Source organism: Paracoccus rhizosphaerae (assembly GCF_026162645.1).
GTDB classification, from domain to species: Bacteria; Pseudomonadota; Alphaproteobacteria; order Rhodobacterales; family Rhodobacteraceae; genus Paracoccus; species Paracoccus rhizosphaerae.
The window spans coordinates 1-11,363 of sequence record NZ_JAOTBE010000086.1 but is presented as its reverse complement, the minus strand read 5'-3'; the positions used below and the strand labels follow the sequence as shown (position 1 = coordinate 11,363).

At 65.8% G+C, this 11,363-nt stretch carries 12 protein-coding genes, 1 tRNA gene, 1 other RNA gene and 1 pseudogene; 7 read left to right on the top strand and 8 right to left on the bottom strand.

Annotation, left to right across the window (positions count from 1 at the left end; translation table 11 throughout):
* Positions 1-168: 168 nt before the first annotated feature.
* The gene (locus tag OC184_RS20580) at positions 169-546 is read left to right on the top strand and encodes an integrase core domain-containing protein (protein ID WP_378979977.1); all 378 of its coding nucleotides are present in this window, start codon (positions 169-171) and stop codon (positions 544-546) included.
* Between the two features lie 370 nt (positions 547-916).
* Here the strand turns inward: OC184_RS20580 and OC184_RS18120 are convergent, their stop codons facing one another.
* Entirely contained in the window at positions 917-1,597 is a 681-nt protein-coding gene (locus OC184_RS18120) for an OmpA family protein (RefSeq protein WP_265508554.1), read from the bottom strand.
* A gap of 198 nt (positions 1,598-1,795) precedes the next feature.
* On the opposite strand from OC184_RS18120, the gene nth reads away from it, so the two are divergent.
* The 5 genes from nth to OC184_RS18095 all read left to right on the top strand — a co-directional run bounded on the left by nth (position 1,796) and on the right by OC184_RS18095 (position 6,608).
* A complete protein-coding gene (nth, locus tag OC184_RS18115) occupies positions 1,796-2,458 on the top strand; it encodes an endonuclease III (protein ID WP_265508553.1) in 663 nt (220 codons plus the stop codon).
* Positions 2,455-3,468, top strand: coding sequence for an adenosine kinase (locus tag OC184_RS18110; RefSeq protein WP_265508552.1), 1,014 nt, complete (start codon positions 2,455-2,457; stop codon positions 3,466-3,468). The genes nth and OC184_RS18110 overlap by 4 nt, the downstream gene beginning before the upstream one ends.
* 165 nt (positions 3,469-3,633) lie before the next feature.
* Positions 3,634-4,896, top strand: coding sequence for a beta-ketoacyl-ACP synthase II (fabF, locus tag OC184_RS18105; RefSeq protein ID WP_265508551.1), 1,263 nt, complete (start codon positions 3,634-3,636; stop codon positions 4,894-4,896).
* Complete coding sequence (gene mltG, locus OC184_RS18100; RefSeq protein WP_265508556.1) at positions 4,896-6,077, top strand: endolytic transglycosylase MltG; 1,182 nt, start codon at positions 4,896-4,898, stop codon at positions 6,075-6,077. The genes fabF and mltG overlap by 1 nt, the downstream gene beginning before the upstream one ends.
* Positions 6,078-6,164: 87 nt before the next feature.
* Positions 6,165-6,608, top strand: a complete 444-nt coding sequence (locus tag OC184_RS18095) for a hypothetical protein (protein WP_265508550.1) — start codon at positions 6,165-6,167, stop codon at positions 6,606-6,608.
* On the opposite strand, the gene rnpB is transcribed toward OC184_RS18095, so the two are convergent.
* The 5 genes from rnpB to gatC all read right to left on the bottom strand — a co-directional run bounded on the left by rnpB (position 6,609) and on the right by gatC (position 9,853).
* Positions 6,609-6,981: RNase P RNA component class A (gene rnpB / locus OC184_RS18090), an RNA gene on the bottom strand.
* A gap of 60 nt (positions 6,982-7,041) precedes the next feature.
* On the bottom strand, positions 7,042-7,716 hold the full coding sequence (locus OC184_RS18085) for an N-acetylmuramoyl-L-alanine amidase (protein ID WP_378925872.1): 675 nt from the start codon (positions 7,714-7,716) through the stop codon (positions 7,042-7,044).
* A 3-nt stretch (positions 7,717-7,719) separates the two neighbouring features.
* Positions 7,720-8,055, bottom strand: coding sequence for a hypothetical protein (locus OC184_RS18080; RefSeq protein ID WP_265508549.1), 336 nt, complete (start codon positions 8,053-8,055; stop codon positions 7,720-7,722).
* 29 nt (positions 8,056-8,084) lie between these two features.
* Positions 8,085-9,569 (bottom strand): Asp-tRNA(Asn)/Glu-tRNA(Gln) amidotransferase subunit GatA, encoded by a 1,485-nt coding sequence (gene gatA / locus OC184_RS18075; protein ID WP_265508548.1) that lies wholly within the window; start codon positions 9,567-9,569, stop codon positions 8,085-8,087.
* Complete coding sequence (gatC, locus tag OC184_RS18070; RefSeq protein WP_265508547.1) at positions 9,566-9,853, bottom strand: Asp-tRNA(Asn)/Glu-tRNA(Gln) amidotransferase subunit GatC; 288 nt, start codon at positions 9,851-9,853, stop codon at positions 9,566-9,568. Before gatC ends, gatA begins: the two co-directional genes overlap by 4 nt.
* Positions 9,854-10,127: 274 nt before the next feature.
* On the opposite strand from gatC, the gene OC184_RS18065 reads away from it, so the two are divergent.
* Positions 10,128-10,202 (top strand) — tRNA-Glu (locus OC184_RS18065).
* On the opposite strand, the gene tnpA is transcribed toward OC184_RS18065, so the two are convergent.
* Both tnpA and OC184_RS18055 read right to left on the bottom strand, forming a co-directional pair.
* Positions 10,190-10,516, bottom strand: coding sequence for an IS66-like element accessory protein TnpA (gene tnpA / locus OC184_RS20575; RefSeq protein ID WP_378925877.1), 327 nt, complete (start codon positions 10,514-10,516; stop codon positions 10,190-10,192). The genes OC184_RS18065 and tnpA overlap by 13 nt on opposite strands.
* Positions 10,517-10,910: 394 nt before the next feature.
* Positions 10,911-11,234 (bottom strand): annotated as a pseudogene (locus OC184_RS18055) (transposase); the annotation flags it as partial.
* Positions 11,235-11,363: the final 129 nt, after the last annotated feature.

The window sequence follows — 11,363 nt, the reverse complement described above, 5'->3', positions numbered from 1 at the left end:
CCTGACGCTGCGCAACCCACAAAGCTCCGCGCCAGCCCCCGTTGCCCAACCCGCCCAAACAGGCAAAAACCAAACCCGGAGTCTCGCTCACGCTGGATAAAAGTTGGGGGCAACGTCATTCTTCATAGCAAGATCGGTTCTGCGCGAGGTTCGGAACGGGAGGCAAGGATGCTGATCTCTCTTCACAAGCAGGCGACGACGCCGCCGAAGATCCGGGCTGCGATCCAGGCGAGCATAGAACCCGCCTGGAAGGTGGCGGAGCGCTACGGCATCTCCGAGCAGACAGTCTGGAAGTGGCGGAGCCGGAACAATGGCATGGTTGAGCGCTTCAACGGCCGGATCGAGGACGTCTTGCAAAGCCACCACTTCAACAGCGGCGAAGATCTGGAGCAGACACTCTTGCGACATGTCCGCCTCTACAACGGTCAGCTCCCGCAATCAGTGCTGAAGGGGCAAACGCCCATCGACGCGCTCAAGGACTGGCAGAAACAAAGACCGGCGCTCTTCAAGAAGCGGCCCTGCAATCACGTAGGATGTGACAAGTAGTCCGCGTGGCCATGCGTCGTGTCTAGACTGACAGGCCGAGCAATCAGAGAACTAACAGCTCGACCGGCGGCGGCGGGATGCAAAGGCCTTCTGCAGGCATCGCGCGACCTACTGCTGCAAGAGGAAAAACCCCTGAGGTTCTCGACACCGAAGCTAAGGCAAATGGAGCCATTAAGATATCTCGTCGGCCGCAACCTAGGCTGCGATAGTTTCAGCGTCTTTCCGGTTGGCATCGGCGTGGCGACTGGATGCCTCCGGGAGGTAATTACGCAAATATTCGTGGGTTCACCTGTCATATGTCGTGAAATCCAGGTGACTAAAAAGGGCCGGACCAAGCCGTCCGGCCCTTTGTTCAGCGCGGTGGCGATTACTACGTCGGACGGATGATGATCTCGACCCGGCGGTTCTGGGCGCGCCCCTGGACCGAGTCGTTCGAGGCGATCGGCTGCGTCTGTCCGCGGCCGACGGCGACCAGACGGTTCGACGCGACGCCGGCAGCAGCCAGGATGCCCGCGACCGATTGCGCGCGGCGCTGCGACAGGTCTTGGTTATAGGCGGCAGTGCCGGTGCTGTCGGTATGACCGATGACCTCGACCCGGCTGTTCGGGTACTGGTTCAGGTTGCGCGCGACCGCGTAGAGGTCGGACTGCGCCGGACCGGACACGGCGGCCGAGTCGGTGGCGAAGAGGATGCCCTCGGGCAGGATCACCTGCAGATAGCTGCCGTGGTTCACGATCTGGACGTTCGGGTTCGAGATCGACTGCTCGAGCGCGGCAGCCTGGCGGTCCAGGATGTTTCCGGCAATGGCGCCGGCGGCGGCGCCCAGGATGGCGCCACGCGCGGCGTCGCGGCCCTGGTTGTTGTTGTCGCTGTCACGCGTCGCACCATAGAGCGCGCCCACGGCGGCACCGGCCAGCGCGCCCTGCTGGGTGCGGCTCATCCCGGCCGCGGGCGCGGCGGTGGGCGAGGTCCCGGTCATTGACGGATCGGCGCAGGCGCCAAGCATCATCAGGCCCGAGGCTGCAAGAACGGTGGTGCGGCGGAGTGTCATCAATCTCCCTTTCCTTGTCGCGGGCGCTGCATGACGCCCGATTTCCTTCGCGGCCCTGATTCCGGGCGCGCCTTCAACGCGTGGCAAGCTGTCGCAGTTCCGAAGGGAAGGGAAGTCACTGTTTCGTCACGGCTTCCCCGGCGGCGGGTCCTTGCGCGGCTTGCATTGCGCGGCGGGGGCGGTCAAAAGTGGCGCACAATGGCCACATCGAAACGCTTGCCCCCGCCCTTGCCCTTTGCCGATCAGGTCGCGATCTTCTCGCGGCTGGCCGAGAGCAACCCGGCGCCCGAGACTGAACTGGAATTCGTGAACCCCTTCACGCTGGTCGTGGCTGTCGCCTTGTCTGCGCAGGCGACGGACGTAGGCGTCAACAAGGCGACGCGCGGGCTGTTTGCGGTGGCGGACACGCCGGAACGGATGCTGGCCCTAGGGCTTGAGGGCGTGACCGAGCATATCAAGACGATCGGTTTGTTCCGGCAGAAGGCGAAGAACGTGATTGCATTGTCGCGATTGCTGGTCGAGGAGTTCGGGGGCACGGTGCCGGACAGCCGAGCCGCGCTGATGCGCCTGCCGGGCGTGGGGCGCAAGACGGCGAACGTGGTTCTGTCCTGCGCCTTCGGCCATCCCGCTCAGGCTGTGGACACGCATATCTTCCGCGTCGGCAACCGGACCCGCGTGGCGCCGGGCCGCGACGTCGACGAGGTCGAGCGCGCCATCGAGGACAATGTCCCCGCCCGCTTCCAGGCCCATGCGCATCACTGGCTGATCCTGCATGGCCGCTATATCTGCCAGGCGCGCAAGCCGCGCTGCGGGATCTGCCCGATCCGCGACCTGTGCCCCTATGAGGAGAAGACCGCATGAGCGAGCCCTATGTGATCGGGATCGGCAATGCCGTGATGGACATCATCGCGCCCACCGACGAGGGCCGGTTGAAGAGCCTGGGCATCACCAAGGGCATCATGCAGCTGGTCGACCGCGAGCGGTCCGAATACCTGATGGCGGCGCAGGCCGACGACCATTCGACCCGTCGCGAACACGCGCGGATGATCGCCGGCGGCAGCGTCGCGAACACGCTGGCCGGGATCGGCAAGCTGGGGATGCGGACCGCCTTCATCGGCTGCGTGGCCGACGACGAGATCGGTCGGCTTTACGCCAGCCAGACCGAGGCGGCGGGCACGCGCTTCGTCAATCCCCCGGTGGTGGGCGCCGGTCTGCCCAGTTCGCGGACGATCATCTTCGTGACGCCGGACGGCGAGCGGTCGATGAACACCTATCTGGGCATCTCGGCGGAACTGGGGCCGGAGGAGGTCGATCCCGATGTCTTCGACGGTGCAGGCTGGCTGTTCCTGGAGGGGTATCTCTTCGACAAGCCGAAGGGGAAGGAGGCCTTCCTGAAAGCTGCAGACCAGATCCACCGGGTGGGGGGGCAGGCTGGAATCGCATTGTCGGACCCGTTCTGCGTGGACCGTCATCGTGACGACTTCCGCCGGCTGGTGGCGGGGCCGATGGACTATGTCATCGGCAACATCCATGAGTGGCAGTCGCTCTATCAGGTCGAGGACCTGGAGGAGGCGCTGCATCTGGCGGTGGCGGATTGCGGAACGGTGATCTGCACGCGGTCCGGCGAGGATGCGATCCTGATCCGCGGAGACGAGCGGGTGACGGCGCCGGTCCACAGGATCGTGCCGGTCGATGCGACGGGGGCAGGGGACCAGTTCGCCGCGGGGCTGATCTTTGGACTGGCGCAGGGGCTGCCGCTGGAGGTCGCAGGGCGCATGGGATGCATCGCGGCAGCCGAGGTGATCGCCCATGTCGGCGCGCGGCCGGAAACGGACCTTCGGTTGGCCTTCCGCGCCGAGGGCCTGGTCTAAGCTTGCGTCCCGCGACGGCCGGGGGGCCGGCCCCCCGGACCCCCCGTTGACGATGCCCGTGGCGGCGTCCCGCCCGAACCTCGCAGGTCGCGGTTTCGTGGCGTTGCGTGAAACGTAACGCCCGTGTATCACCGCCCAAAACGCGAGCAGCTGAAGGAAACGCCAATGCGCAGGGTTGTTATCACCGGAATGGGGATGGTCACGCCCCTGGCCTCTGGCGTCGAGGCAACGTGGAAACGGCTGCTGGCCGGGCAATCCGGCGCTGGTCCGATCACACGGTTCGACCCCAAGGACGTGGTGACGAAATACGCTTGCGAGATCCCCTTCGGCGACGGCAGCGACGGCACCTTCAACCCCGACGACTGGATGGAGCCGAAGGACCGGCGAAAGGTCGACGACTTCATCCTCTATGGCATCGCGGCGGCGCATCAGGCGGTGACCGATGCGGGCTGGACGCCCGAGGACGAGGAAGGCCGGCTGCGCACCGGCGTGATGATCGGGTCGGGGATCGGCGGGCTGAGTTCAATTGCGGATACCGCCGTGCTAATCAAGGAACGTGGGCCTAAGCGTGTTTCGCCCTTCTTCATTCCGGGCGCTCTGATCAACCTGATCTCGGGACAGGTATCGATCCGCTATGGCTTCAAGGGGCCGAACCACGCGGTCGTGACCGCCTGTTCGACCGGCGCCCATGCCATCGGCGATGCGGCGCGGCTGATCAAGTATGGTGATGCCGACGTGATGATTGCCGGCGGTGCCGAAAGCCCGATCAGTGAGATCGGGATCGCCGGCTTCAACGCCTGCAAGGCCCTCTCCACCAAGCGCGCCGACGATCCGCAGGCGGCCAGCCGGCCCTATGACGCCGACCGCGATGGTTTCGTCATGGGCGAAGGCGCGGGCGTCGTCGTGCTGGAGGAGTACGAGCACGCCAAGGCCCGCGGCGCCAAGATCTATGCCGAGGTGCTGGGCTATGCGCTGTCGGGCGATGCCTATCACATCACTGCCCCGTCGGAGGATGGCAACGGCGGCTATCGCGCAATGGAGGCAGCGCTGCGTTCGGCGGGCTTGGAGGCCGACAGCATCGACTATATCAATGCTCATGGCACCAGCACGATGGCCGACACGATCGAACTTGGCGCCGTCGAGAAGTTGCTGGGCAATCATGCCCCGAACGCGGTGATGTCCTCGACGAAGTCGAGCATTGGCCACCTTCTGGGGGCGGCTGGCGCGGTTGAAGCGATCTTCTGCACGCTGGCGATCCGTGACCAGATCTGCCCGCCGACGATCAACCTGGACAACCCGGCGGTCCAGCCGAAGCTGGACCTGGCCGCCAACGCCGCAGTGCGTCGCAAGGTCGACGTGGCGTTGTCCAACAGCTTCGGCTTTGGCGGGACCAACGCCTGCCTGATCCTGGGACGGGTCGAGGGATGATCTGGCGCAACATCGCCTCGAACTTCCTGACGCTGGCGATCGTCCTGCTGATCGCGGCGGCCGCCGCCGTGGCCTGGGCCAAGCGCGAATTCAGCGGTCCGGGGCCGAGCGCGGTGGCGCAGTGCGTGCAGATCGCGCCGGGCGCCAGCCTGAACGCGGTCAGCAACCGGTTGGCCGAGCAAGGGGCGATCTCGAACGCCTATATCTTCCGGGCAGGGGCCGACGCGATGGGCAAGGCGCGCGAGCTGAAGTTCGGCAGCTTTCTGGTGGAGCCTGGTGCCAGCATGGAGAGCATCGTCGACACGGTAACGGCTGGCGGACCTTCGACCTGCGGGACCGAGGTGGTGGTGCGCGTGGGCGTGCGCGCAAACACGATCCTGCTGCGTGACATGAACCCCGACACCGGCGCCTATGAGGAGATGGCGCGATTCGACCCAGCGACCGATGATGCGCCCCCGGCCATCGCCGCCGCACAAGACCTGTCAGACGTGCGCCTGTCGATGGTGATGGCCGAGGGCGTCACCAGTTGGCAGGTGGTCGAGGCACTTCGCGCCGCAGGCTTCCTGACCGGAGAGATTGACGACGTTCCGCCCGAAGGCAGCCTGGCACCCGATACCTATCAGTTGTCGAAAGGCGGCGACCGGAACCAGATCCTGGCCCAGATGGCGGCCCGCCAGGAAATTATCCTGGCCGAGGAATGGGAGGCGCGCCCCTTCGGCCTGCCCTACGAGACGCCGGAGGAGGCCCTAATCATGGCCTCGATCGTCGAGAAGGAGACCGGCGTCGCAGGCGAGCGTCCGCAGGTGGCCAGCGTCTTCGTCAACCGGCTGCGTCAGGGGATGCGGCTGCAGACGGACCCGACGGTGATCTATGGCGTGACGAACGGGCAGGGGATCCTCGACCGCGGCCTGCGGCGGTCCGAGCTGGACGCCGAGACTCCCTACAACACGTATCGGATCGACGGATTGCCGCCGACGCCAATCGCCAATCCGGGACGTGCGGCGATCAACGCCGCCCTGAACCCGGATGATACGGACTACCTCTATTTTGTCGCCGACGGCACCGGCGGGCACACCTTCAGCCGGACGCTGGAGGAACACAACGCCGCTGTTGCCCGGTGGCGCGAGATCGAGGCGCAGCGCGGCCTGCCGACCGACAGCCCCGTCCAGACCGGCGGCTGAACCCCACAGCGTTTGACAAAGAAGGCCCCCGGACGCAGGCTTGCATCCGGGGGCCTTCTGCATGGCCCGAGTGATGGGAGAGCCGTGATGAAACTGTCCGACATGCTGACCGCCCTGGCCGACAACACCCGCAATTTCGAAGAGCGGATGGAGGCCTGGCAGGCGGCGATGACCAAGAACAGCGAAGAGGCGATGGACCAGGCACGCAAGTGGCAGGAAAGCGCCATGCAGCGGCAGGAGGAGATGAACCGCCAGATTCGCGCACATATGGAAGGCACCAGCGATACGGTGCGGAGCCAGTGGCAGCAGATGCAGCAGGCTTGGGAATCGCAGTTTGAGACGCTGCAGAAGCAGGGCGAGGAGATGCGCACCAACGCGATGAAGATGGGCGGCACGGATGGCAAGGGCTTCGCCGATTGGGCCGAGGCCTATGCCGCGCAGATGGTGGGCTTTGCGCAGAAGATGCAGAGCGAAGCAGCCAGCGCCATCGCCACCGCCACCGAGGCGCGCAACAAGAGCGGGAAGGCGTGACCGCGCGGAGGGCCTGTAAGCCGGATTTTGTCCACCGCTGACGCGGCTGGATGACCATTCCTCTGGTCCGGCCGTTACCGGCCGGATCTAGCTGCCTACCCGGATCTGCTGGGGCAAGGCGGCCCTGCGGGCGAACCCGCGCGCGATCCCTATTCGGCATTGCTCCTGGTGGGGCTTGCCATGCGGGGTCTGTTGCCAGCCCCCCGGTGGGCTCTTACCCCACCGTTTCACCCTTACCCATCCGGGGATGGGCGGTCTGTTCTCTGTGGCGCTTTCCCTGGGGTTGCCCCCGCCGGGCGTTACCCGGCACCATTGCCTCATGGAGTCCGGACTTTCCTCGACGGAATCCCGCCGCGGCCATCCAGCCCTCCGCGCTTGGGTCGTATGGCCGGGCAAGGCGGCTGCGTCAAGTGGGGGCGCTGCCCCCATCGTCTTACGGCGACCCCCCTGGGATATTTGGGGATCGTCGCAGGAGGCAGTGCGCCAGGCGCCGATCAGAGTCGTCTTCGGGGCCAGCCGCCCAGGGGCAGTGGCGCAGACGGAATGCCTGCAACCGGGTCGAGGGGGCGCCGGGCGGGTAACCGAGGCCGTCCAGCGATGCGCCGAGTGGCGGTGCGGGGCCTTCGCGGCCCTGACGCGCGAAAGTGGCAAGGCCGTCGCAGGCCAATCCCTCCCAGTCGAAGCGGCAGCCGGGATCGATCTTGCGGCCGGGCGCGAGGTCGGAATGGGCGATGATCTGGTTCGGTGCGATGCCCCAACGTGACATGACATCGCGCAGAAGATGCCTCAGCGCTGTCATCTGCGGCGCCGGGAACGGGCGGTCGCCAGGATTGACGAGTTCGATGCCGATGCTGCGGCTATTGATGTCGTCCTGGCCATGCCAGCTGCCGGCGCCAGCGTGCCAGGCGCGGCGGGTTTCGGGCACGAGCGCCTCGGCAGTGCCGTCCTCGTCGATGAGCCAGTGCGCGCTGACCTCGGCCGCAGGGTCGCAGAGGCGTGCGCGGGCCAAGGCGGCGTCGATCATCCCGGTGTAGTGCAGAACGATCAGGGATGGCCGATGGCCCCGACGATCACCGTGGTTCGGACTGGGAAACCTGTTCTTGACCAAGGATCAGCGGGCCGGGACGACCGCGATGGGCTGGGCCGGTTCCGGATGCGCCGGGATGTATGGCGGGCGTCCTTCGGCCGGGACGATGACCCGCTGGATTCGCATGGTCGGAGGGATCGGCACCGGATACACGCCCGCAATCTCGGGCGCGGTGGGCGATTTGAAAGGGCGTGCGACCGGGACGCCCTGAACCGGGTCGCGGCCGGTCAGCAGCGTCACCTCGCGATGGGCGAGGTAGTCGCCATAAGGTTTGGACGTGAACTGATAGTTCGGGTTCCAGCCCCGGTGTTCGCCGCAGCCGGCCAGCGCCAGCACTCCTATCGCCAACCAGCCACGCATCTTGCCTCCGACATGCCGTTTCGCCGAGGTTACCACCACCGTTCGGGCTTGGCCACAAAACCTGCAGCCTGTTCCAGAACCAGCGCCTGGTTCAGAAGTTCCGCTTCCTGGAAGGGGCGGCCGAACAGCTGCAGGCCGACCGGCAGGCCCTGCGAATCCAGGCCCACGGGGACCGAGATCCCCGGCAGTCCCGCCAGGTTCAGCGTCACGGTGAAGACGTCGTTCAGGTACATCTGCACCGGATCGCCCTTGTCGACCGAACCGAGTGGGAAGGCCGCCGTTGGCGCGGCGGGTGCCAGGATCGCATCGATGCCGTCGTCGAAGACCTGATCGAAGTCGCGCTTGATCAGCGCACGGACCTTGCGGGCGCGGTTGTAGTAAGCGTCGTAGAAGCCGGCCGATAGCACGTAGGTGCCGATCATGATGCGGCGCTGCACCTCGGGGCCAAAGCCTTCGGCGCGCGTCTTCTCGTACATGTCGGTGATGCCGTCGCCCTGAGACAGCCGGGCCCGGTGACCATAACGGACGCCGTCATAGCGGGCGAGGTTAGAGGACGCCTCGGCCGGCGCGATCACGTAATAGGCGGGCAGGGCGTATTTCGTGTGCGGCAGGCTGATGTCGACGATCTCGGCGCCCGCGTCGCGCAGCATCTCGGCGCCCTTGTGCCACAGGGCATCCAGTTCGGCCGGCATGCCGTCGACGCGGTATTCGCGGGGGATGCCGATGCGCTTGCCGCGGATGTCGCCGGTCAGCGCGGCCTCGAAGTCGGGGACCGGCAGGTCGACGCAGGTGCTGTCCTGCGGGTCGGCCGATGCCATGGCGCCCAGCATGATGGCCGCATCGCGGACCGTGCGCGTCATCGGACCGGCCTGATCGAGGCTGGAGGCATAGGCGATCACGCCCCAGCGGCTGACCCGGCCATAGGTAGGCTTCAGGCCCACTGTGCCGGTGAACGCGGCAGGCTGGCGGATCGAACCGCCCGTATCGGTCCCGGTCGCGCCCAGGCACAGGTCGGCGGCCACCGCCGCGGCCGAACCGCCCGAACTGCCGCCGGGCGTCAGTCGCACGCCCTCAGCGCCGCGCCACGGGTTCACCGCCGGACCATAGCAGCTGGTCTCGTTGGTCGATCCCATGGCGAACTCATCCTGGTTCAGCTTGCCCAGCATGACGGCGCCAGCGGTCCACAGGTTGCGGGTCACGGTCGATTCGTATTCGGGCTTGAAGCCTTGCAGGATGCGGCTGCCCGCTTGGCTGGGGACGCCCTTGACGCAGAAGACGTCCTTGATGCCCACCGGGATGCCCGTCATCGGCGAAGCATCGCCCGCCGCGATGCGCGCATCGGCCGCGCGCGCCATCTCGCGGGCCATGTCCGGCGTCCTATGCGCGAACGCGTTCAACGCGTTGGCGCCTTCGATCGCGGTCAGGCAGGAATCGGTCAGTTCCACCGAGGTCACGTCGCCCTTGTGCAGGGCATCGCGCGCATCGGCGATCGAAAGCTTGTTCAGGTCGGTCATTCCACCACCTTCGGCACGGCAAAGAACCCCTCGCGCGCGTCGGGCGCGTTCGACAGAACCTGTTCAGGATTTCCGCCCGCCGTGACGACGTCCTCGCGCCGCTTGAGCCGCATCGGCGTGACACCAGTCATCGGCTCAACGCCTTTGACATCGACCTCGTTCAGCTGTTCCATGAAATCCAGAATGCCGCTGAGTTCGCGCGCCAGCGCCGGCAGGGCGGCATCATCGACCGCAATGCGCGCCAGATGCGCAACCTTGCGGGCCTGATCCTCGGTGATCGACATGACGTTTCCTTTCGTTCGGGCGCGGGTCTACATCCGCGCGCGCGAGGTCGCAAGATCCGCGCGCGCGAGGTCGCAAGCGCGCGGATGTAGACCGGGCCGATGTGCGAGTGAGCGGGGATGCCCTGACAGTACTGCGCCCTGAATCGACGCAGACCCGGCGTCTGCAGGGCTGCAAGTTTTTTTGGATGCCCGCGTTTTTTCCGCTTGCGCCCCCCCGCGGCTTTGCCTAAACACCGCTCACGCCGCCAGGGAAGACTGGCAGCGGACAGAAAGTGGCCCGTTCGTCTATCGGTTAGGACGTCAGGTTTTCAACCTGAAAAGAGGGGTTCGACTCCCCTACGGGCTGCCACTACCATTTCCCGTCTCGTTAGTCGCTAGCCGAAACAGGCAAAAGCGTATCGCTTCATCTTCTTCAGCCGGCTGCCTGTGGCGGGAGGAAGGCGGTGGCGCCGGATCGCAGACGACCAGCGGGGCAAAGACAGGCTCGTCGGTCGGTGCAGATGGAAGCACCAGCTTGCCTTGCTTGGCCAGCCGCCGCCACGCCGACAGTTGGTTCGGCTGCACGCCATGCCGATCCGCCACCGCATTCACCGTGGCACCTGGCTCCAGCATATCGGCGACCACAAGAGCCTTCACCTCAGTCAGCCACCGGCGATGCCCCAATACCTAGTTCTCCACGCCCAGAGACATGACAAACGAAATTCTGGGCACACACTGCGCAACGCACTCCCACCAGTCGATGGAAAGGACTTCGCAGCACCGCCTCAGCCAAGCATCGTGGAATTCACCCGCCATGTCTGGACGCCCCCGTTGATGCAAGTGGAAACTTAGGTGCGATAGGGCATGTGATCAGGTGCGGTCGTGTATCCGGCCTTGAAGATGCGGCTTGTCACGCGCCGCGGGCCCTTTTGGAGAAATGGAGGACAGGACCAGTTCGCTTACCCGCGCTCAGAGGCGCATCGGCGGCAATGATGGTTGTCCTGACCCGGTCTCATGACCGTTCGCCCGTACGTTCCCTCGCTCCTCTCACATCCGGCGACAATCCGACGACACCGGCCTATGCGACCGCCATCGCGGGATCCTTGTCATCCTCTCCCTTGCGCAGCCTCGCCCAGACTGTGCGCGCCATGCGGTTGGCCAGTGCCACCGCAACAAGCATCTCCGGCTTCCGCTCCAACATCCGGGCAAGCCAAGAGCCGTCGGGTGCGCCTTTGCGTGCCGCCCATCACACCACGGCGACGGCCCCGACGATCAGAAGCCGGCGAATGTCGCGCTGAGCCATCTTCGAGGTGCGGCCCAACCGGTCCTTGCCACCGCTGGATTGTTGTCGCGGCGTGAGGCCGACCCATGCGGCGAAGTCCCGCCCCTTGCAGAAGGTCTTCATGGTGGCCCGGTAATCCTCCCTGTGATTAAGGGGATGCGGAAGTAGAATTTTCTCGGCAAGTTGGACGAGGAGATTCCGATGAAGAAGAGCCGTTTCTCCGAGGCACAGATCATGGGCGTGCTGCGC